This is a genomic window from Baekduia sp. (assembly GCF_035685985.1).
Classification (GTDB): domain Bacteria; phylum Actinomycetota; class Thermoleophilia; order Solirubrobacterales; family Solirubrobacteraceae; genus Baekduia.
On the sequence record NZ_DASRZV010000008.1, the window covers coordinates 38,323 to 58,209 of the forward strand.

Here is a 19,887-nt window from a genome sequence, read left to right on the forward strand (position 1 = left end):
GTTCGGCGGGTCCGCGAGCGGAACGGCTAGAGGCCGGCGGCCGCGCCGCCGTCGTCCTCCCCGAACACCGCCGCCAGCTCCTCGGCCTGCGCCTCCAGGCGCCGGCGGGCGGCGGTCGCGGCGCGGCGCTCGGCGCGGAGGGTCTCGACGCGGTCGTCGTCGCCGAGGGCGCGGGCGTCGGCCAGTGCGCGCTCCAGGTCCTCGACGATCGCGAGCTGCTCGTCGATCCGCGCGGCGAGCGCCGCGCGTCGTGAGGGGTCCAGGCGGTAGAAGCCGGGCTGCGCGCCGCGCACGACGGCGGGGGAGTCGCGGACGTTGGTCAAAAAGCTCGCCAGGGGATCGCGCCCGCCGACCGCGTATCCGGCGGCCAGCAGCCGCTCGAACCACTCGCGGTAGTGGACCTCGCCGTCGCCCGACGTCTCCCACAGCAGCCGGGCGGCGACCCGGCGCAGCTCGCGGCCGCGCACGGCCGTGACCCCGGCGCGGGGCGACGGCACGGCCGACGCGGACGCCGCCAGGCCCTCGGCGGCCTCGGGCCCGTCGACGAGCATCGCCAGCAGCCGCCGGCGCTCGTGCAGCTCGCCCATCTGCGTCTCGAGGTCGCTCAGCTCCGCCGCCAGCGTGTCGCGCCGGTGCGCGAGCCGCTGGAGGGCGCGGTCGACGCGCTCCTCCTCGGCCGCCGCGGCCCGGACGAGTGACGCGTGGGGTGGGGTGCTGGTCGCCATCGGGCTCTATCAATAGCCATCCGACCGGAGGGATCGCCGGCCCCGGGCCGTTCGGGCTGTGGAGCGCTGTGGACAACCCGCGAGCGCTAGCGCTATCCGGTAGCCGAGTTGTCCACAGGACGGTCCACACGCCGCGAAATCTCCCGCAACGTGCAGGGACTTCTCCGTTGTCCACAGCGAACTTCCACGCGCGGTGCGAGATCGGCGCGGGAACGCACGGTCCTTCTCCGGGGCGTCGGGCACGGAACCGCGCGAGCGAGAGGACCCGCCTCCTCGCTCTCGCTTCGCGGTTCCGTCCGGCGTCGCCTCTACCGTCATCGCACCGTTCTCGCCCTAGAAGCTATGGCGAGAACGGGCATCGATCTCACGCAGAACGAGAGGACCATCGAGATGCCCGATCCGCTTCGCCCCGAAGACGACGAGCTGGCCGGCTACCTCATCGACGAGCTGACCGCCGAGCTGGACCCCGACGACGCCCGCGAGCTCGCCGCCGAGCTGGCGCGGATGGTGGAGATGGGCGTGCTGGAGCTGGACGCCGACCAGCGGGTCGGCAGGGGACCGCGGGCCGACGAGGTCTCGCGGCCGTGGCCGTTCGCTAGTCGTCGCCCGGATCGCTGGTGCGGGAGCCCAGCAGCGTCCAGCCGAGGCCGATGACGACCAGCACGACGCCGAGCACCAGCCCGGCGGCCCGCGTCGCGCCCAGCGCCGCGAAGATCAGCGGGATCGCCAGGACGGCGGCGATGGCGATGATGGTCGTCCGGCTCGGCATGCGCCGATGCAGCGTCGCAGACGCGGGCAGGCGGCGGCGCACCCGCGTCGAACCCCACGGCGATGCACGACCGCCTCGAGCCCGACGCCCCGGTGACGTGCGACGCGTGCGACGCCGACGCGTTCGCGATCGCCTCCACGCGCGAGGAGACCATCACCGGCCACGTGCACCTCACCCTGCGCTGCGGCGCGTGCGGCCACTGGCAGGACCACACGATGAGCTTCCGCGAGGCCGCCCGCTTCCACGAGCACTACGAGGCCACGCGCCGGCAGATCACGCGCCTGCTCGTCGCCTACATGCGCTCCGAGGCCCTCGGGGCCTAGTGCCGTGATTCATTCATTCGCTGGCCGCCTCCGGGCACTCGCCGCCGCCATGCGCTCGTCGCTGATCCTCAACGACCCAAGGGGTCGCCTGCGGTCATCGACGACCGCCTGACGGGGCCGAGCATCCCGGAATGCTGCGACCGAATGAATGAATCACGACACTAGTCCGGCGGCGGCAGCAGCGACTCCGGCAGCGCGCGGCTGAAGCGCACGTCGGCCGTCACCGGGGGATCGAGGCTCAGGCGCAGCAGCTGCTGGGGCTCCAGCGTCAACGACCAGCGCGTCCCGCACGCCATGCAGTGGCTGCGGCCGTCGAGGTCGGCGCCGACCACGACGCGCGTCGCCTCGCTCAGGCAGGACGGGCACGCGAGGCTCGCGCCGACGAGCGGCTCGGGATCGTCCATGGCGAAGAGGGCTGAGTAGCGCATCGCAGCGGACCTTCCCGACCCGGCCGGCCGGCCACCATCGATTCGGCGCTCAGTGCACCCGAGTGGGGGGAGCTGTCAGGAAATCAACCCGAGCCGCTGCGCGCGCTGCACGGCCTCGGTGCGGTTGCGCGCGCCGATCTTGCGGAACATGCCCGACGCGTGCTGCTTGACCGTGTTGGGCGAGAGGTGCAGCTCGGTCGCGATCTCGGCGTTCGTCATCCCGCCGGCCACCCGCTCCAGCACCTGCCGCTCGCGGTCGGTCAGGACCATGCCGCTCGGCGTCGCCTCGTCGAAGAACGTCAGCCCGCGGCCCACGCGGCGGATCGCGTCGGCCAGCTCGGACGCGTCGCGCTCCTTGGTGATGAACCCGTGCGCGCCCGCCGCCCGCGCGGCCTTCGCGCTCAGGCGCCCCGCGCCGCTGTACAGCAGCGCGCGCGTCGTCGGCGACGCGCTGCGGATCATCCCCACGATCTCGGTGCCCGACTCCTCGCCGACGAACAGGTCGACGAGCGCGACGTGCGGCTCGTAGCGGCGCGCGAACTCCGCGGCCTGGTCGCCGCTGGCCGCCGGCACCACGCGCTCGACCCAGTCCAACCGCCCCAACATCAGCCGCAGCCCCCAGTGGACCACCTGGTGGTCGTCGACGACGAGGACTCGGAGGTTGCGATCGGTCATCTGCTGCATCAGGCGTGCTCTGGTCGTGGGAGGACGAGTCGGACGTGCCAGTGCTCGGCGCCGTCCGGCCCGAAGGTCAAGGATGCCCCATGTTGTAGGGCTTCGAAGGCGGCGATGCGCAGGCCCATGCCCGCGCCCCCGCGCTGGGCGGGGCCGACGCCGTCGTTGGTGATCTCCAGCTCCACCGTATCGGCGTCGCCGCGCACCGCGACCCCGATCCGGCCGGGCGCCGCGTGGCGCCGCGCGTTGCGGATCGCCTCCGCGAGCACCGACTGGGTCACGGGCTCGAACAGGGCGGGGATCTCGACGTCGTCCTGCCACTGCACGTCGACCTCCGCGGACTGCGAGACCAGGCGGTCGAGCTCCTCGCGCAGCGTGAACGTCACCAACTTGGGCGTGGCGGCCAGCGGCCGCGCCATCGCCTCGCGCAGGTCGTCGAGCGCGGCGCCCAGCTCGGCGGCCGCGCGGCGCTGGTCGACCTCGTCCAGCAGCGCGCCGGACTGCAAGGCCATCACGACGCCGAAGACGCGCTGCACGACGCGCTCGTGGATGTCGCGCGCGAGGTCGATGCGGTCGGCGAGGTGGCGCCCGTCGACCTGCTGGCGGGTCGCCAGCCGCGCGCTCAGCGCCAAGGCGCACACCTTGCCCAGCGACCGCAGCACCTCGCGCTCGGAGTCGGTCAGGTGGCGGTCGGTCCCGTCGGCGAAGATCACGCCGAACCCGCGCCCGCCCGCGGCCAGCGGCACGACCACCAGGTGGTCGATGCCGAGCAGCGTGTCGTAGGGCGCGGTCAGCTCGGCCGACGGTCCCTCGACGACCGTGTCGAGGTCCAGCGCGCGGCCCGCGATCGGCGCGGACTCGATCGCCAGGATGTGCCCGTCGAACAGCTCGATGTCGACCTCGTGCGAGCCGACGACGCGCACGCGGCGCGCGACGTCGTCGTACATGAACACGACCGCGCGCGGCATCTGGCCCAGCCGGCAGACCGCCTCGGCCAGGCGGTTGTAGAACGCGCCCGGCGCGTCGGGCGTGGCCTGCTCGACCTCGCCGAGCAGCGACACGAAGACGTGCAGGGCCGAGATCGGCGAGAACTGCTGCGGCTCGGGCGGCCCCACGGTGCTCATCGCAGAACAGGCTAGGCGAGGGTCGATGGGCCGGGCGCCATCGCCCGGCCCACCAGAGGAGAAGGAACGCGCTCACGGCTGCCGGCGTCCCGAGGCCGGCGGGAGTCCTGACCAGATCCCATGTGAGCGGGCACCGGAATCCACCCTGATGGGTGGTCGTCTCGCGCGCGACCCCGGCGGCCGGGTGAAACACCCGGTCGGGTGGTGTCGGTCGCGGTGCCGACGCGGACATGGTCGCGGCGGGTTCTTCAAGTTCCGGTGGTTCGGGGCCGAGCTTCCTTCTGATGGTGCACCGGTCCGCGCCCCCTCGCCTCACCGCCGCGTTCGGGATCATGTTGGTCGCCGCCGGCGCGATCACGCTGACCCGCGGCGCGCTGGTCGGCAGCACCGTGCCCGTCGCCGCCGGCGGGATCGTCGCCTTCGCCCTCGGCGCCGGCATCCACGCCCGGCGCGAGCGCCTGAGCTTCGCGCAGGTCGGCTGGATCGCGGTCGCCTCCACGGTCATCGTCGCCTTCGTCACCGCCAGCCGCGACACGCCCGAGGGCTCGGGCTTCGCGCTGGCCTGGGCCGCGCCGTTCGCCTACGCCGCCGGCCGCCGCGTCGGGATCGCCCACACGCTGGCCTCCGGCGTCGCGCTCGCGGTCGCCTTCGGCCTGCAGGCGCTGCGCGTGGACCACCCGCTCCCGTTCGGGACCTACGTCTCGTCGTGGGTGGCGGCGGTCGCGACCGCCGCGATCGTCGGCGCGGTCGCGCGCGTCATCCTCGACTCGCTGGAGCGCACCCAGCGCCAGCTCGACGCCGGCTTCGAGCAGGGCCTCCTCGGCCAGGCGTTCATCGACCTCTCCGGACGCTGGACGCAGGTCAACGGCGCGTTCGCCGCGATGATCGGCCGCACGCCCGAGCAGCTCGTCGGCCGCCCGGTCATCGAGGTCACGCACCCCGGCGACCACGCGACCGCCCACGAGAACCTCGCCGACGCCGAGGCCGACCAGCTCGACACGGTGGTCTACGACAAGCGCTTCGTGCGGCCCGACGGCACGGTCTGCTGGACCACCGTCCACGCCGTCGTCCTGCACGACCGCGGCATGCCGACCGGCTTCTTCGCCGAGTACACCGACATCACCGCCCAGCGCGAGGCCGAGGAGCGCCTGCGCACCAGCGAGCGCCGCTTCGAGCGGATGTTCCGCGACGCCGGCGTGGGCATGGTCATCATCTCGGCGGGCGGCCAGGTCCTGCAGGCCAACCCGGCCGCCGCCGAGATCCTCGGCACCACGCTCCGGCGCCTGCTCGGCGCCGACATCCGCGACTGGCGCCATCCCGACGACCACGAGGCCGGCGAGGCCGCGGTCCGCTCGGTGATGGTCGACGGCAACGACGCCTACCACCGCGACGGCCGCATGGTCCGCGACGACGGCCGCGAGATCCACGTCGCGCTGACCGGCGCGGTCGTGCGCGACGCCTCCGGCGCGGTCGACCACGCGATCCTGCAGCTGCTCGACGTCACCGACCGCGACGCCGCCCAGCGCCGCGAGTCCGCGCTGGCCGAGCTGGGCCGCCTGGCGTTGGCCACCAACCCGGTGGAGCTGCTCGGCGCCGCGGTCCGGGCGATCGCCCAGACGCTCGGCGTCCCGTTCGCGACGGTCGTCGGCGCCGACTCCGGCGCGGTCATGGCCGCCCACGGCTGGGACGGCGCGGCGGCGATCGAGCACGCGCGCGCCGCGCTGGACGGCGTCGGGCCGCTGGAGCTGCACGACCCCGAGACCGAGCTGCGCTTCCCCACGCGCGCGTTGACCGACGCCGGCGCGGTCGCGGGCGTCGCGGTCGCCGTCGCGGGGGAGGGCGACGCGCCGTTCGCCGTGCTGACCGTCCACGCCGCGGTCGGCGCACGCCGCTTCGACCACGGCGAGCTGGCGTTCCTGGCCTCCGCGGGCCACGTCCTGACCGCCGCGGTGCGCCGCGACGCCGCCGAGCGCGAGCTGCGCCACCGCGCGCTGCACGACCCGATCACGCGCCTGCCCAACCGCGCGCTGCTGGTCGACCGCCTGCGCCACGCGCTGACCCGCGCGCGCCGCGAGCACCGGTCGGTCGCCGCGTTGTTCATCGACGTCGACGACTTCAAGGACGTCAACGACCGCCACGGCCACGAGGGCGGCGACGAGCTGTTGCGGATGTTGGGCCCGCGCCTGCAGGGCGCGCTGCGCGCCAACGACACGCTCGCGCGCTTCGGCGCCGACGAGTTCGTGGTGGTCTGCGAGGACCTCGACGACCCCGAGGAGGCGCTGGCGGTCGCCGACCGGCTGCTGGAGGCCGCCGCGGCGCCGTGCACGCTGGCCGGGCACACGATCCGCCAGACGGCGTCGATCGGCATCGCGCTCTCCCAGGGCGCCGAGGCCGACGTCGACGCCGAGGCGCTGCTGCGCGACGCCGACCTGGCGATGCACCGCGCCAAGCTCGCGGGCAAGGGCCGCTACGAGGTCTTCGCGCACGCGATGCGCGAGCTGGCGCTGGACCGCGTCGCGTTGTTGAACGACCTGGACCGCGCGATCGCCCAGGACGAGCTGGCGCTGGTCTTCCAGCCGATCGTCCGCCTGAGCGACGGCGCGCTGCACGCGGCCGAGGCGCTCGTGCGCTGGCACCACCCCGAGCGCGGCACGATCATGCCCGACGAGTTCATCGGGCTGGCCGAGCGCACGGGCCGGATCGCCGAGCTGGGCCGCTGGGTGCTGCGCGAGGCGGCGCGGGAGGCCGCGCGCTGGCCGGGGCTGATCGTCGGCGTCAACGCGTCGCGCCTGCAGCTGAGCGCGCCGGGCTTCGTGGACGACGTCGCGCGCGTGCTCGGCGAGCACGGGATCGCGCCCGGGCGCTTCACGGTCGAGGTGACCGAGACCGCGCTGATGGAGGACCCGGCCGCGGCCGAGGCGACGCTGCAGGCGCTGCGCGACCTCGGCGTGCGCATCGCCTTGGACGATTTCGGCACCGGCTACTCGTCGCTGTCGTCGGTCTCGGACTTCCCGTTGTCCACGTTGAAGCTCGACCGCGCGTTCCTGGCCGACCACCGGCCGGAGTCCCAGCGCTGGTCGATCGTCCGCGCGGTGCTCGACATGGCCCGCACGCTGGACCTCGACGTGGTCGTCGAGGGCGTCGAGACCCATGCGCAGCGGATCGCGCTGAGCGAGCTGGGCGCCGTGCACGGCCAGGGCTTCCTGTTCAGCCGGCCGGTGCCGCCCGACGAGCTGACCGCGATGTACGCGGCGGCGGCCGTCCCGAGCCAGGCGATCTAGGACCCCAACAACGCCGCGCGCAGCCGGTCCAGCTCGTCGTCGAGCAGGGCCAGCCACGTCGTCTCGCCCGCCAGCAGCGCGCGGCGCTTGACCTCGCGCGTGACCGCGGGCGGCGCCTGGGCGATCTGGGCCGCGAGTGCCATGCCGTCGCCGAGCGTGCCCAGGCGGGTGACGACGCCGCGGCGCTCGGCCTCGGGCGCGTCGAGCACGCGGCCGGTCAGGCACAGCTCGCGCGCGAGCGCGTCGGGCAGCGCGGCGCGGGCGGCCGCGTAGGACGGCGGGATGTGGCGGCCCAGCTCGGGGAAGCCCATCCGCGCGGTCGGCGCCGCGACGCGCACGTCGCACAGCAGCGCCAGCGCGAAGCCGCCGGCGATCGCGGGGCCGTTGAGGTAGGCGACGGTCGGCTTGGCGCAGCGGGCCAGCGCGCCGAAGGCCGCGGCGCTGGAGTGCAGCAGCTGCTCCTTGTGCTCGCGGTCGCCGCCGAACTGCGTGACGTCCATGCCCGCGCAGAACGCGCTGCCGGCGCCGGTGAGCAGGATCGCGTGGACGGCGTCGTCGGCGACGGCCTCGCCGAGCGCGGTGGCCAGCGCCTCGCGCAGCGCGATCGACAGCGCGTTGCGCTTCTCGGGGCGGTCGAGCGTCAACGTCCGCAGGCCGGCGCCGTCGTCGGTGACGCGGACGGTCCCGTCGCTCACAGGCCGAACACCCGCTGGGCGTTGCCGCCGAGGTACAGGGCCCGCGTCTCGTCGTCGAGGCCGAGGTCGTCCAGGCCCTGGAGCGCGTGCGCCGGGCGGATCATGGGGTGGTTGGAGCCAAACAGGACCTTGTGGCGCCCGGAGCCGGTCTTCATGTAGGCGATCAGCTCGGGCGGGAGCCGCTTGGTCGTGTAGGCGGACGTGTCGATGACCACGTTGGGGTGCTTGCGCGCGACGGCGACCATCTCCTCGGTCCAGGGGTACCCGACGTGGCCGCAGACGATCGTCAGCTCGGGGAAGTCGATCGCGACCTGGTCGATGTAGGGGATCGGGCGGCCGACCTCGGACGGGCGCAGCGGGCCGGTGTGGCCGACCTGCGTGCAGAAGGGCACCCCCAGCTCCACGCAGGCCGCGTACAGCGGGTAGAAGCGGCGGTCGGTCGGCGGGACCTCCCACAGCCACGGCAGCTGCCGCAGGCCCTTGAAGCCCTCGTCGGCCACGCGGTGGCGCAGCTCCTGGATCGCGCGCATCGGGCGGCGCAGGTCGACCGAGGCGAGGCCGACGAGCCGGTCGGGCGCCTGCGCGACGAACCGCGCGACCTCGTCGTTGGCGATCAGCGGGCCGGCCGGGCCGTGCCAGGCGGCGATCAGCGCGCGGTCGACGTCGGCCTCGGCCAGCGCGTCGAGCGTGAGCTTCAGCGGGATCTCGCCCTCGGGGATCGCTTCGCCGGTCCAGCGGCGCAGCGAGTCGAGCATGTCGTGCGCGAGGAAGCGCGCGGTCGGGTGCTGGATCCAGGCGTCGACGATCATGGTCATCGGGTCGCTTTCAGTCCGGCCCACGCGGCGTCGCCGAGCGCCGCCGCGTAGGTGGTGGGGTCGTTCTCGATGCGCTTGGCCACCCACAGCGCGCCGATCGAGCGCGCGGGGGAGAAGACGACGGCGTGCAGCAGGTCGAGGTCGATCTCCGGGCCGATCGCGGCGCGCGCCCACGCGTCGACGGCCCGCAGCACCGCGCGGTTGGGCGCGCGCAGGCGGCCGGTGGCGGCGACGGCGTCGCGGTGGGCGAGGAGCAGCCGCGCCTCGCGCGGGTGCCGCGCGAACCACGCCAGCTCGTGGGCGACCGCGGCGCGGACGCCGCCCGGGCCGTCGCCCTCGTGCGCGGCGAGCGCCGCCAGCAGGGTCCGGTGGTAGCCCTCCAGCGCGCCCGCGACGACCTCCGCCAGCACGCCCTCCTTGGAGCCGAAGTGATGGTAGATCGACCCGTTGCTGACGCCCGACGCCGCGGTCAGCTCGCCGATCGAGACCGCCGCGAAGCCGCGCGCGTCGAACAGGCGGGCGGCGGCGTCGAGCACGGCGGTGCGGGTGTCGGCGGCGGGCACGGAGTGGAGCGCCACTCTAGAGCACGACTCCAAGCGCCTCTTCACCATCGATGGCAGCTCGGGGGCGTCATGCGCCCTCCAGCTGCCATCGATCCGCGGAGCAAGCGCACACCGCGCGGCGCCCGGGCCTGGTGGAATCCCGCGCGTGACCGCCACGTCCCCCAAGCAGCTCCTCAACCGCGTGCTGGCCGTCGGGATCGCCGACGCCGTGCTGCTCGTCGTCCTCGTGTACTTCGCGTGGATCGACCGCTCCGACAACGCCGTGCACGTGCTCGGCCCGATCCACGGCCTCGGCTTCCTGGCCCTGCTGTTCCTCACCGCCGACGGCGCGCTGCGCAAGCTCTGGGGCTGGTGGTTCCCGGCGATCGTGCTCGTCACCGGCGGCCCGGTCGGGTCGATCGTCGGCGACGTGATCCTGCGCAAGCGCGTCTGATCTCCGCGGCGCTGTCACACGGCGCCCCGGTCGTGCGAATGACCGAGGATGCGCCGGGTGAGCGAACGCGACGACGCCACGCTGCTGGCCGCCGCGGCGGACGGCGACGAGCGGGCGTTCGAGGCCTTCTACCGCCGCCACCTGGCGGCGGTGACGGGCTTCCACCTGCGCCGGACCGGCCGCCCGGAGGTCGCCTTCGACCTGACCGCCGAGACGTTCGCGGCGGTCGTCGTGTCCTGCGGCGGCTTCGACCCGGCGCGCGGGAGCGCGACCGGCTGGCTGTTCGCGATCGCCGCCCACAAGCTGCGCGACAGCCTGCGGCGCGGGCGCGTCGAGGCCACGGCGCGCGAGCGCCTGCGCCACGAGCCGATCGCGCTCGAGGACGCCGACCTGGAGCGCGTCGAGGCGCTGGCGTCGGCCGCCGACGAATGGCGGCTGACCGCGTTGTTGGAGGACCTGCCCGCCGAGCAGCGCGCGGCGCTGCTCGCGCGCGTGGTCGACGAACGGCCCTACGAGGAGATCGCCGCCGAGCTGGCGTGCTCGGAGGCCGTGGTGCGCCAGCGCGTGCACCGCGGGCTGCGGCGGCTGCGAAGCGGACTGGAGGGAACGGCATGAGCGCCCACGACCACCTGCTCGACCAGCTGCGCGACAGCGTGCGCGCCCGCGCGCGGCGCGGGTTGTTGTTGTCCTTGGCCGGCGCCGTCGTCGTCGGCGGCGGCGTGGCGACCGCCGCCACCGGCGTCCTGCCGGTCGTCGGCCACGACGACGGCGGCGGGACCGCCGCCGGCCTCGCGTCGCGCGCCGTCCGCGCGACGCTGCACGAGCCCGCGTGCGCCCTGACCGACGCCGACACGCCGGTCCGCGCCGTGCGCGTCGAGCCCGCGCGCGCCGCGCGGCCGCTGCTGGCCGGGACCGCGCCCGACGCCGCCGCCCAGCGCGCGCTGCTGGCGCGCCGCTACGTGGGGTCGATCGTCGACGGCAGCGTGCGGCGCGTCGCGCTGCCCGGCGGGCGGCGCGTGTTGGTGTTCTTGGCCCTCGGCGCCGGCCCGCTGTCGTTCCGCGACCCCGGCGCGTGCCTCTCGGCGCGGCTGGCGTGGCTGGCCGCGCACGCCTCCGGCGAGCGCCGCGCGCGGGCGGAGGCGATCGTGCGCGGCTACCGCGACACGATCCCCGGCCTGCAGTCCCTCAACATCATGACCCTGCGCGCCGGGCCCGGCCTCGCCGGCCCCGGCACGGGCATCCCGCTCGACGGCCGCCCGCTGCCGACCGGCGTCGTGTCCGGCGGCAGCGACGGGATCTCCACCGGCATCGCGGTGCCCGGCGCGCGGCGGGTGACCGTCGACGGCCGCCACGGCCCGCACCGGTCCTTCGCCGTGCGCCACCGGATCTTCGTCGTCGCGCTGCCGGCCAAGGGGACCGGGCCGGTGCGCCTGCGCCAGCGCGCGGCGGACGGCCGCGTGCTCGCGGGGCAGACGCTGCGCGGCTGAGCCCGGACGGCAGGCGCGCTGGTGAATCACGACACTAGCCGTACAGGTGCGCGGTGTCGTTGAAGCCGCGCAGCAGCCAGCGGCCGTCGGCGAAGACGACCAGCCGGGTGACCGACGTGTTCTCCGCGTGCACGAACGCGAGGCGGGGCGCGTCGGTCGCCTGGCGGGCCAGCTCGCCGATGACGCCGCCGTGGACGACGGCGGCGGCGACCTTCCCCGGACCCGTCAGCGCCACGACGCGCTCCAATCCGGCGCGGCAGCGGGCGGCGAACGCCTCGGCCGGCTCCGCGCCGGGGATGACGTCCCAGCGCTGCTCCTCGAAGATCCGCGCGACGAGCGGGTCGCCGTGCGCGGTGCGGAAGCGCAGCTCGCCGCCCTCCCACTCGCCGAGGTTGACCTCGGCCAGCTCCGGGACGACCGTCGCCTCCAGCCCGGTGGCGGCGATCAGCGGCGCGGCGGTCTGCGCCGTGCGCCGCAAGGTGGTGATGAACAGCGCGTCGGGCGGCGACTGCGCCAGCCGCGCGCCGACCTTCTCGGCCTGATCCCGTCCGATCTCCGACAGGGGCGGGTTGGAGTGGCCCTCCAGCAGCTCGAACGGCTCGCCCGGGACCGCGTCCTGCGAGGCGCCGTGGCGCACCAGGAGAACCTCGGTCGCGGTGTCGGGAAGGGACCACGCACGCTGGGGATACCGCCGCTGCTCGCTCATCGGAACGGCACCTTGTCAGAAGCACGGTGCGTGGTACTGTCAGCGCCGTGCCGCGAAGGCACGGGAAGTCGGTGAGATTCCGACGCGGTCGCGCCACTGTGACCGGAGGCCTACATGTTGGTCAGGCACTCCGGAAGCCAGGAACTTAACTCGGGTCTTCGCCTCCCCTTTTCCCTTTGACTCCGGGACGCGAAATCCCGAGGAGGTTCCTTCGTTGGTCGACCCCGCAGCACCCCTCTCGCGCCGGACGGCGTGAGCCTCCGGGTCCTCTTCGTCTGCCACGCGGCGACGGCCGACACCCGTCGCGCCGCGTTCGGTGGCGACGGCCCGCTGCTGGACGGGGCCGTGCGGCGCGTGGGCGATCTGGCCGCTCACCTGCCGAAGGCGCGCGCGGTGCTGCGCTCCGACGCGCGTTGCACGCTGGAGACGGCGGTCGCGCTGGGGCTGGGGTACGACGCGTCCGTCGACGCGGGCGTGGCCGACTGGGACTTCGGGCGCTGGCGCGGGCGGTCGCTGAGCGACGTCGAGAGCGACGAGCCGGAGGCGATCCGCGCGTGGCGCGCCGACCCGGCGGGCAAGCCGCACGGCGGCGAGTCGCTGCGGGAGCTGCTGGCGCGCGTGCGCGGGTGGCTGGAGTCGCTGGACGGCGACGGCGTGCGCATCGCGGTCACGCACCCGTCGGTGATCCGCGCCGCGGTCGTCTGCGGGCTGGAGGTTCCGGAGGAGGCGTTCTGGACGATCGACGTCGCGCCGACGTCGGTCACCGAGCTGCGCCGCCGCGGCACGCGCTGGCGCGTGGCGCGGATCAACTGGGAGCCGGCGCTGTACCGCGACCCGCGGCCGCGCGTGGAGCGGGTGGGGGCGGCGCGGTGAGCGCGGCGCGCGGCGAGGCCACGGCGGCCGCGTCCTCGGAGCCCGGCGGCGGCCCGCTCGACGGCGCGCGGCTCGCGCTGTCGTTCCTCACGATCGTGCCTGCGGGCGGCACCGCCTCGGGCGACGCGTGGCTGTCGCGCGCGGCCGTGTGGTTCCCGGCCGTGGGCGCGCTGGTCGGCGGCGGCGCGGCGGGCGTCGTGCTGCTGAGCGATTGGGCGGGGCTGTCGCACGCGGTCGCCGGCGCGTTGGCCATCGTCTTCGCGATCGTCGTCACGCGCGGGCTGCACGAGGACGGGCTGGCCGACACGGCCGACGGGCTCGGCGTGCACGGCACGCGCGAGCGGCGGCTGGCCGCGATGAAGGACTCGGCCGTCGGCGCCCACGGCGCGCTGGCCATCGCGTGCGCGCTGCTGCCGGCCGCGTTGGCGCTGGCGTCGCTGGACGCCGAGCACGCGGCGAAGGCGCTGATCGTCGCGCACGTGCTGTCGCGCGCGGCGATGGTCGTCGTCGCGGCGGCGCTGCCGAACGCGCGGGTCGGCGAGGGGCTGGGGCGGTCGCTCACGGTGGCGCCGCTCGCCGCGGTCGTCGCGATCGCTGTCGCCGTCGCGGTCGCGGTCGGCCTGGGCGCGTGGGTCGCGGCGGCCGCCGCGGCGGTCGCGCTGCTCGTCGCGCTCGCGGTCCAGCGGCGCGCGTTCGGCGGGCGAACCGGCGACACGCTCGGGGCGTCGGGCAAGTTGGTGGAGATCTTCGCGCTGGTCGCGCTGAGCGGGGCGTGGTCGTAGATGGGCGGCGCGCTCCTCGTCTGCGGCACCGCGTCGGACGCGGGCAAGTCCTTGGTCACCGCCGGCCTGTGCCGGTCGCTGGCGCGGCGCGGCGTGTCGGTCGCGCCGTTCAAGGCCCAGAACATGGCCAACAACTCGGCGGTCACGCCGTCGGGCGCCGAGATCGGCCGCGCGCAGGCGATGCAGGCGGCGGCGTGCGGGATCGAGCCCGAGGCGGCGATGAACCCCGTGTTGATCAAGCCCGCGGGCGACACGTCGTCGCAGGTCTTGTTGATGGGCAAGCCGTTCGCCGACGCGACCGCGCGCTCCTACCAGGCCCTGAAGGCCAAGCTCGAGCAGCCGGTGCTCGACGCGCTCGCCGCGCTGCGCGAGCGCTTCGACGCCGTCATCTGCGAGGGCGCGGGCTCGCCCGCCGAGATCAACCTGCGCGCGCGGGACCTGGCGAACATGGGGCTGGCGCGCGCGGCGGACCTGCCGGTTCTGCTCGTCGGCGACATCGACCGCGGCGGCGTCTTCGCGTCGTTGGTCGGCACGCTCGCGGTCCTCGACGCCGACGACCAGCGCCACGTCGCCGCGTTCCTCATCAACAAGTTCCGCGGCGACGCGACCGTGCTCGCGCCCGGCCTGGACATGTTGTACGACCTGACCGGGCGCCGCGCGATCGGCGTGCTGCCGTGGCGCGAGGGCCTGTGGCTGGACGCCGAGGACTCGCTGGCGCTGGAGGCCCCGGCGCCGGCGCCCGCGCCGCCGGTCGGCCGCGACACGCTCGACGTCGCGGTGCTGCGCCTGCGCTGGATGTCGAACTTCACCGACGCCGACGCGCTGGCCGCCGAGCCCGGCGTCGGCGTGCGCTTCACGCGCTCGCCGGTCGACGTCGAGCGCGCCGACCTGGTGGTCGTCCCCGGCACGAAGGCGACGGTCGCCGACCTCGAGCGCCTGCGCCGCGACGGGCTCGACGTCGCGCTGGCGCGCCGCGCGGCCGCGGGCGCGCCGATCCTCGGCATCTGCGGCGGCTACCAGCTGCTCGGGCGCCGGATCGAGGACGACGTGGAGTCGCGCGCGGGCGTGGTCGACGGCCTCGGGCTGCTGCCGGTGGAGACCGTGTTCGCGCCGGAGAAGCTGCTGCGCCGCGTGTCCGGCCGCTCCGCGCGGTTCGGCGACGCGCCCGCGACGGGCTACGAGATCCGCCACGGCGACCCGCGCCCGGACGACGGCGCCGAGACGCTGATCGACGGCGAGGGCTGCGTCACGGGCAACGTGATCGGCACGTCCTGGCACGGGCTGCTCGAAGGCGACGCGTTCCGCCGCGCGCTGCTGGCCTGGGTCGCCGCCGAGCGCGGCCGCGACTGGCGGCCCGGCGACGTCGCGTTCGCCGACGTCCGCGAGCGGCGGTTGGACGTGCTCGGCGACCTGATCGACGAGCACGTCGACCGCGACGTCCTCGACACGTTGTTGGCCGACGGCGTTCCTGAAGGCCTTCCCACCCTCGACCTCCGGAGGACCGCGTGCTCCGCGTCCTGAGCCACGCCGACACCGACCTGCTCGCGGTCACCCGCGCCCTGTCCGAGCTGCCCGACGGCTTCCCGGAGGTGCGGGTCGCGAACCCGGCGGCGCTCGACGCGGGCACGCTCGACCCGATCCTCGACGGCGCGCGCGTCGTCGTCGTGCGGCTGCTCGGCGGCCGCCGCGCGTGGGAGGACGGGGTGGAGGCGCTGCGCGCCCGCGCGACCGCGGAGGAGGGCGGCTTCTCGCTGATCCTGCTCGGCGGCGAGCCCCAGCCCGACGCCGAGCTGGCCGAGCTGAGCCACGCGCCGGCGGGGGCGCTGGCGCAGGCCTTCGAGTACCTGCGCCACGGCGGCGTCGACAACGCCACCAACTTCCTCAAGTTCCTCGCCGACACGTTCCTGCTGGAGGGCTACGGCTTCGAGGACCCGCGCGCGCTGGAGGACCACGGCGGCTACGAGCCGGTCGGCGTCGAGGTGCCCGACGAGGGCCCGCGCGTCGGCATCGTCTTCTACCGCTCGCACCTGGCGGCGGGGAACACGGCGTTCGTGGACGCGCTGGCGCGCGCCGTCGCGGAGGCGGGCGGCCGGCCGGAGTGCGTCTGGACCCAGTCGCTGCGGCCGGACGCCGACGACGACGTGCCGGTGCTGCGCGCGTTGCGAGGCAAGGTGGATGCCTTGATCGTCACGGTGCTCGCGAGCGGCGGCTCGACCGCCGCCGACGAGGGTGCGTGGCGCGCCGACGCGCTGGCCGCGCTCGGCGTCCCGGTGATCCAGGCCGTCTGCGTGACCCGCTCGCGCGCCGCGTGGGAGGAGTCGCCCGCGGGCCTGAGCCCGATGGACGTCGCGATGCAGGTCGCGATCCCCGAGTTCGACGGGCGCCTGCTCGGCGGCGTGGTGTCCTTCAAGGAGCCGCACGCGGAGTTCGAGGGCGTCTCGCTCTACGCGGCCGACACCGAGCGCTGCGCGCACGTCGCGTCGCTGACGGTGCGGATCGCGAAGCTGCGGACGACGCCGCCCGCCGATCGCAAGGTGGTGGTGATGCTCTCCGCCTTCCCGACCAAGCACGGGCGGATCGGCAACGCGGTCGGCCTCGACACGCCGGCGTCGGGCGTCGCGTTGTTGGAGGCCATGCGCGAGGCGGGCTACCGGATCGACGAGATCGCGGAGGACGGCGACGCGCTGATCCACGGCCTGATCGCCGCCGGCGGCTACGACCCCGACCACCTCACCGACGCGCAGCTGGCCGCGGCGGTCGCGCGCCTGCCGGTCGCGCAATACGAGGCGTGGTTCGCGGAGCTGCCGGAGGCCCTGCGCGCGTCGATCGTCGACACCTGGGGCCCGCCGCCCGGCACGCAGTGGCGCGACGGCGAGGACCTCGTGCTCGCGGGCGTCGACCTCGGCGGCGTCTTCGTCGCGATCCAGCCGCCGCGCGGCTATGGCGAGGACCCGAGCGCGATCTACCACGACCCCGAGCTGGCGCCGTCGCACCACTACCTCGCCTCCTACTGGTGGCTGGAGCGCGTGTGGGGCGCCGACGCGCTCGTGCACCTCGGCAAGCACGGCACGCTGGAGTGGCTGCCGGGCAAGGCGGTGGGGTTGGGTGCGGCGTGCGCGCCGGACGCGGCCCTCGGCTCGCTGCCGGTCGTCTACCCGTTCGTGGTCAACGATCCCGGCGAGGGCGTGCAGGCCAAGCGCCGCATGCACGCGACGATCGTCGACCACCTGATCCCGCCGATGGCGCGCGCGGGCACCTACGACGAGCTGGCCGTGTTGGAGGACCTGCTCGACGAGTACGCGCGGATGGAGGCGCTGGACCCGTCGAAGCTGCCCGCGCTCGGCGGGCGGATCTGGGAGGCGGTCAACGCCGCCAACCTCCAGCACGACCTGTCGCTGACCGAGGACCACGCCGAGGAGATCGACACGGTCATCGAGCACCTCGACACGTACCTGTGCGAGGTCAAGGACCTGCAGGTGCGCGACGGGCTGCATGTGCTGGGCCTTGCTCCGTCCGGTGAGGCGCTGCGCAACCTCGTCGCGGCGATCATGCGCCTGCCCAACGCGGACGTCCCGGCGCTGCGGCGCGCGATCGGCGCTGCTCGTGGAGTCGATGAGCCGGCGTTGATCGAGGCGGGCGACCGCACGGCGCTGGACGCGCTGGACGCCGCGCAGGACATGGTGTTGGACGCGCTCTCGGCGCGCGAGTGGGACGTGGACGCCGTCGGCGAGGTCGCCCGCAACGTGCTCGACACCGACGCGCCGGACGTCCTCGGTGCCCTGCGCTTCGCGGCTGCCGACCTGGTGCCGCGCCTGCGCGCGACGACGGGCGAGATGGACGCGGTGCTCGCCGCCCTCGACGGCCGGTACGTCGACGCCGGCCCGAGCGGCTCGCCGACGCGCGGGCGCGTCGACGTCCTGCCGACCGGGCGCAACTTCTACGGGGTCGACCCGAAGGCCCTGCCGTCGCAGCTGTCGTGGGACGTCGGCGTGCGGCTCGGCGACGCGCTGCTGGAGCGCCATGTCGCCGAAGACGGCCGCCATCCCGAGACCGTCGGGATCGTCGTCTGGGGCACGGCCGCGATGCGCACGCACGGCGACGACGTCGCCGAGATCCTGCACCTGCTCGGCGTGCGGCCGATCTGGCATCCCGACACGCGGCGGGTGACGGGGATCGAGGTCGTGCCGCTCTCCGAGCTGGGGCGCCCGCGGATCGACGTCGTCGTCCGCATCTCCGGCTTCTTCCGCGACGCGTTCCCGCACCTGGTGTCCTTGATCGACGACGCGGTGACGACGGTCGCGGCGCTGGACGAGGGCGACGACGACAACTACGTGCGCAAGCACGTGCGCGCGGACGCCGATCGCCTCGCCGGCGAGCTGGGCGATCGCGGAGCGTGGCGTCGCTCCTCCGCCCGCGTCTTCGGCAGCGCGCCCGGCGCCTACGGGGCGGGCCTGCTGGAGCTGATCGACGCGCGCAACTGGCGCGACGACGCCGACCTCGCCGCGGTCTACGAGGCCTGGGGCGGCTACGCCTACGGCGCGGGCCTGGACGGGGTGGAGGCGCGCGGCGCGGTGCGGGACGCGTTCGCGCGGATCGAGGTCGCGGTCAAGAACGTGGACAACCGCGAGCACGACCTGTTCGACTCCGACGGCTACTTCCAGTACCACGGCGGGATGGTCGCGGCGGTGCGCGCGCTGAGCGGGCGCGACCCGAAGGCGTGGATCGGCGACAGCGCCGACCCGGCGCGCGTGCGGGCTCTGTCGCTGGCCGAGGAGGCGCGGCGCGTCTTCCGGGCGCGCGTGACGAACCCGCGCTGGATCGGCGCGATGACGCGCCACGGCTACAAGGGCGCGTTCGAGCTGGCGGCGACCGTCGACTACCTGTTCGGCTACGACGCCACCACCGGCGTGGTCGACGACTGGATGTACGAGGCGATCAGCGACAAGTACGTCCGCGACCCGGACGTCGGGGCGTTCCTGCGCAAGTCGAACCCGTGGGCGCTGCACGCGATGGCCGAGCGCCTGCTGGAGGCCGCCGACCGCGGCCTGTGGACGGCGCCGGAGCCGGGGACGCTGGAGGCGCTGCGGGAGCAGCTGCTGGACGTCGAGGAGCAGCTCGAGGAAGCGGGAGACCCGGCATGAGCAAGGTGATGGGGTTGGTTCCGGAGATCCGTCCGGTCGACGCGGCGGCGCGCGCGGCGGCGCGGGAGCGGCAGGCCCAGCTGCTGAAGCCGCCGGGCTCGCTCGGGCGCCTGGAGGACGTCGCGGCGTGGGTCGCGGGCGTCACCGGCCGGGCGCGGCCGGGCGTGCCGCGCACGCGCGTGGTCGTCGCCGCCGCCGATCACGGCGTGGTCGCCGAGGGCGTCAGCGCGTTCCCGCAGGAGGTCACCGGCCAGATGCTCGGCGCGTTCGGCGCGGGGTGGGCGGCGATCACCGTGCTCGCCGAGCACGCGGGCGCCGACGTCGTGCTGGTCGACGCGGGCGTGATCGCGCCGCCGGACGGCGTGGCCGCGGTCGACGTCGGACTTCCGACGCCGTCGCGCAACCTCGCGGTCGAGCCGGCGCTGATGGAGGACGAGGTCCGCTCGGCGATCCGCGCCGGCCGCGCGCTGGCGGGCCGCGCGCAGGCCGACGGCGTGGACCTGCTGATCGCCGGCGAGATGGGCATCGGGAACACGACGCCCGCGGCGTGCCTCACGGCGGCGTTGTGCGGGTTGTCGCCCGAGGCGGTCGTCGGCCGTGGGACCGGCGTGGACGACGCGGGCCTGTGGCGCAAGCGCGCGGTCATCGCCCGCGCGCTGGACCTCCACGGCCCGCACCTCGACGACCCGCTGGAGATCCTGCGGCGTCTCGGCGGCGGCGAGCTGGCGGTGCTGGCCGGCCTGGCGCTCGGCGCGGGCGAGCACGGCCTCGGCCTGATCTGCGACGGCGTCATCGCCACGGCCGCGATCGCGGTCGCCGCCGAGCTGGCGCCGGAGCTGAAGCCGCGCCTGCTGGCGGGGCATCGCTCGGTCGAGCCGGCGCACGAGCACCTGCTGTCGCGCCTGGGCCTGCGTCCGCTGGTCGAGCTGGACCTGCGGCTCGGCGAGGGCTCCGGCGCCGCGACCGCCTTGTTGTTGGTCAACGCCGCCTGCCGCCTGCACGACGGGATGGCGACGTTCGCCGAGGCCGGGGTGGCTGGGGCATGACCCGCGCAGAGCGCGCGCATG

General features: G+C 75.1%; 20 protein-coding genes and 1 riboswitch. Of the genes, 11 read left to right on the top strand and 9 right to left on the bottom strand.

The window, feature by feature from the left end; genetic code table 11:
* Window positions 1-26 precede the first annotated feature (26 nt).
* Entirely contained in the window at window positions 27-725 is a 699-nt protein-coding gene (locus VFG42_RS02510; RefSeq protein WP_324904914.1) for a hypothetical protein, read from the bottom strand.
* Window positions 726-1,115: 390 nt separating this feature from the next.
* Here VFG42_RS02510 and VFG42_RS02515 point away from each other — a divergent pair, with 390 nt between their 5' ends.
* Window positions 1,116-1,379, top strand: a complete 264-nt coding sequence (locus tag VFG42_RS02515) for a hypothetical protein (protein WP_324904916.1) — start codon at window positions 1,116-1,118, stop codon at window positions 1,377-1,379.
* Here VFG42_RS02515 and VFG42_RS02520 read toward each other — a convergent pair.
* Window positions 1,321-1,494 (bottom strand): hypothetical protein, encoded by a 174-nt coding sequence (locus VFG42_RS02520; protein WP_324904918.1) that lies wholly within the window; start codon window positions 1,492-1,494, stop codon window positions 1,321-1,323. The genes VFG42_RS02515 and VFG42_RS02520 overlap by 59 nt on opposite strands.
* A gap of 62 nt (window positions 1,495-1,556) precedes the next feature.
* Between VFG42_RS02520 and VFG42_RS02525 the strand changes: the two genes are divergently transcribed.
* Window positions 1,557-1,817, top strand: coding sequence for a hypothetical protein (locus VFG42_RS02525; protein WP_324904920.1), 261 nt, complete (start codon window positions 1,557-1,559; stop codon window positions 1,815-1,817).
* 161 nt (window positions 1,818-1,978) lie between these two features.
* Here the strand turns inward: VFG42_RS02525 and VFG42_RS02530 are convergent, their stop codons facing one another.
* From VFG42_RS02530 to VFG42_RS02540, 3 genes are all read right to left on the bottom strand, one after another.
* The gene (locus VFG42_RS02530) at window positions 1,979-2,245 is read right to left on the bottom strand and encodes a hypothetical protein (RefSeq protein WP_324904922.1); all 267 of its coding nucleotides are present in this window, start codon (window positions 2,243-2,245) and stop codon (window positions 1,979-1,981) included.
* 75 nt (window positions 2,246-2,320) lie between these two features.
* A complete protein-coding gene (locus VFG42_RS02535; protein ID WP_324904924.1) occupies window positions 2,321-2,929 on the bottom strand; it encodes a response regulator transcription factor in 609 nt (202 codons plus the stop codon).
* Window positions 2,929-4,044 carry a GAF domain-containing sensor histidine kinase gene (locus VFG42_RS02540; RefSeq protein WP_324904926.1) on the bottom strand — a complete coding sequence of 372 codons (1,116 nt, stop codon included), beginning with the start codon at window positions 4,042-4,044 and terminating at the stop codon, window positions 2,929-2,931. The genes VFG42_RS02535 and VFG42_RS02540 overlap by 1 nt, the downstream gene beginning before the upstream one ends.
* Window positions 4,045-4,328: 284 nt before the next feature.
* On the opposite strand from VFG42_RS02540, the gene VFG42_RS02545 reads away from it, so the two are divergent.
* Window positions 4,329-7,325, top strand: coding sequence for a sensor domain-containing protein (locus tag VFG42_RS02545; RefSeq protein ID WP_324904928.1), 2,997 nt, complete (start codon window positions 4,329-4,331; stop codon window positions 7,323-7,325).
* On the opposite strand, the gene VFG42_RS02550 is transcribed toward VFG42_RS02545, so the two are convergent.
* From VFG42_RS02550 to VFG42_RS02560, 3 genes are read right to left on the bottom strand one after another with little or no spacing between them, the layout of a single operon-like run.
* Window positions 7,322-8,020, bottom strand: a complete 699-nt coding sequence (locus VFG42_RS02550) for an enoyl-CoA hydratase/isomerase family protein (protein WP_324904930.1) — start codon at window positions 8,018-8,020, stop codon at window positions 7,322-7,324. The genes VFG42_RS02545 and VFG42_RS02550 overlap by 4 nt on opposite strands.
* A complete protein-coding gene (locus VFG42_RS02555) occupies window positions 8,017-8,829 on the bottom strand; it encodes an amidohydrolase family protein (protein WP_349260375.1) in 813 nt (270 codons plus the stop codon). The genes VFG42_RS02550 and VFG42_RS02555 overlap by 4 nt, the downstream gene beginning before the upstream one ends.
* A gap of 2 nt (window positions 8,830-8,831) precedes the next feature.
* Window positions 8,832-9,398, bottom strand: a complete 567-nt coding sequence (locus tag VFG42_RS02560; protein ID WP_324904933.1) for a TetR/AcrR family transcriptional regulator — start codon at window positions 9,396-9,398, stop codon at window positions 8,832-8,834.
* A 145-nt stretch (window positions 9,399-9,543) separates the two neighbouring features.
* Here VFG42_RS02560 and VFG42_RS02565 point away from each other — a divergent pair, with 145 nt between their 5' ends.
* From VFG42_RS02565 to VFG42_RS02575, 3 genes are read left to right on the top strand one after another with little or no spacing between them, the layout of a single operon-like run.
* On the top strand, window positions 9,544-9,831 hold the full coding sequence (locus VFG42_RS02565; RefSeq protein ID WP_324904935.1) for a DUF3817 domain-containing protein: 288 nt from the start codon (window positions 9,544-9,546) through the stop codon (window positions 9,829-9,831).
* 57 nt (window positions 9,832-9,888) lie between these two features.
* A complete protein-coding gene (locus VFG42_RS02570; protein ID WP_324904937.1) occupies window positions 9,889-10,446 on the top strand; it encodes an RNA polymerase sigma factor in 558 nt (185 codons plus the stop codon).
* On the top strand, window positions 10,443-11,318 hold the full coding sequence (locus VFG42_RS02575; RefSeq protein ID WP_324904939.1) for a hypothetical protein: 876 nt from the start codon (window positions 10,443-10,445) through the stop codon (window positions 11,316-11,318). Before VFG42_RS02570 ends, VFG42_RS02575 begins: the two co-directional genes overlap by 4 nt.
* Window positions 11,319-11,352: 34 nt before the next feature.
* Here the strand turns inward: VFG42_RS02575 and VFG42_RS02580 are convergent, their stop codons facing one another.
* Window positions 11,353-12,024 (bottom strand): histidine phosphatase family protein, encoded by a 672-nt coding sequence (locus VFG42_RS02580; protein WP_324904941.1) that lies wholly within the window; start codon window positions 12,022-12,024, stop codon window positions 11,353-11,355.
* 63 nt (window positions 12,025-12,087) lie between these two features.
* Window positions 12,088-12,169, top strand: a riboswitch (cobalamin riboswitch).
* A gap of 107 nt (window positions 12,170-12,276) precedes the next feature.
* On the opposite strand from VFG42_RS02580, the gene VFG42_RS02585 reads away from it, so the two are divergent.
* The 5 genes from VFG42_RS02585 to cobT are packed head-to-tail and all read left to right on the top strand — an operon-like array spanning window position 12,277 to window position 19,866.
* Entirely contained in the window at window positions 12,277-12,897 is a 621-nt protein-coding gene (locus tag VFG42_RS02585; protein ID WP_324904943.1) for a histidine phosphatase family protein, read from the top strand.
* A complete protein-coding gene (locus VFG42_RS02590; RefSeq protein WP_324904945.1) occupies window positions 12,894-13,679 on the top strand; it encodes an adenosylcobinamide-GDP ribazoletransferase in 786 nt (261 codons plus the stop codon). Before VFG42_RS02585 ends, VFG42_RS02590 begins: the two co-directional genes overlap by 4 nt.
* A complete protein-coding gene (locus VFG42_RS02595) occupies window positions 13,680-15,200 on the top strand; it encodes a cobyric acid synthase (protein ID WP_324904946.1) in 1,521 nt (506 codons plus the stop codon).
* The gene (gene cobN / locus VFG42_RS02600) at window positions 15,185-18,820 is read left to right on the top strand and encodes a cobaltochelatase subunit CobN (RefSeq protein ID WP_324904948.1); all 3,636 of its coding nucleotides are present in this window, start codon (window positions 15,185-15,187) and stop codon (window positions 18,818-18,820) included. The genes VFG42_RS02595 and cobN overlap by 16 nt, the downstream gene beginning before the upstream one ends.
* Window positions 18,817-19,866: a nicotinate-nucleotide--dimethylbenzimidazole phosphoribosyltransferase gene (gene cobT, locus VFG42_RS02605; protein WP_324904950.1), complete on the top strand. Its 1,050-nt coding sequence runs from the start codon at window positions 18,817-18,819 to the stop codon at window positions 19,864-19,866. Before cobN ends, cobT begins: the two co-directional genes overlap by 4 nt.
* Window positions 19,867-19,887: the final 21 nt, after the last annotated feature.

Coding starts and splice junctions, on each gene's coding strand:
- VFG42_RS02510 (WP_324904914.1), bottom strand. CDS start 725: ATGGCGACCAGCACCCCACCCCACGCGTCACTCGTCCGGGCCGCGGCG.
- VFG42_RS02515 (WP_324904916.1), top strand. CDS start 1,116: ATGCCCGATCCGCTTCGCCCCGAAGACGACGAGCTGGCCGGCTACCTC.
- VFG42_RS02520 (WP_324904918.1), bottom strand. CDS start 1,494: ATGCCGAGCCGGACGACCATCATCGCCATCGCCGCCGTCCTGGCGATC.
- VFG42_RS02525 (WP_324904920.1), top strand. CDS start 1,557: ATGCACGACCGCCTCGAGCCCGACGCCCCGGTGACGTGCGACGCGTGC.
- VFG42_RS02530 (WP_324904922.1), bottom strand. CDS start 2,245: ATGCGCTACTCAGCCCTCTTCGCCATGGACGATCCCGAGCCGCTCGTC.
- VFG42_RS02535 (WP_324904924.1), bottom strand. CDS start 2,929: ATGCAGCAGATGACCGATCGCAACCTCCGAGTCCTCGTCGTCGACGAC.
- VFG42_RS02540 (WP_324904926.1), bottom strand. CDS start 4,044: ATGAGCACCGTGGGGCCGCCCGAGCCGCAGCAGTTCTCGCCGATCTCG.
- VFG42_RS02545 (WP_324904928.1), top strand. CDS start 4,329: ATGGTGCACCGGTCCGCGCCCCCTCGCCTCACCGCCGCGTTCGGGATC.
- VFG42_RS02555 (WP_349260375.1), bottom strand. CDS start 8,829: ATGATCGTCGACGCCTGGATCCAGCACCCGACCGCGCGCTTCCTCGCG.
- VFG42_RS02575 (WP_324904939.1), top strand. CDS start 10,443: ATGAGCGCCCACGACCACCTGCTCGACCAGCTGCGCGACAGCGTGCGC.
- VFG42_RS02580 (WP_324904941.1), bottom strand. CDS start 12,024: ATGAGCGAGCAGCGGCGGTATCCCCAGCGTGCGTGGTCCCTTCCCGAC.
- VFG42_RS02595 (WP_324904946.1), top strand. CDS start 13,680: ATGGGCGGCGCGCTCCTCGTCTGCGGCACCGCGTCGGACGCGGGCAAG.
- cobT (WP_324904950.1), top strand. CDS start 18,817: ATGAGCAAGGTGATGGGGTTGGTTCCGGAGATCCGTCCGGTCGACGCG.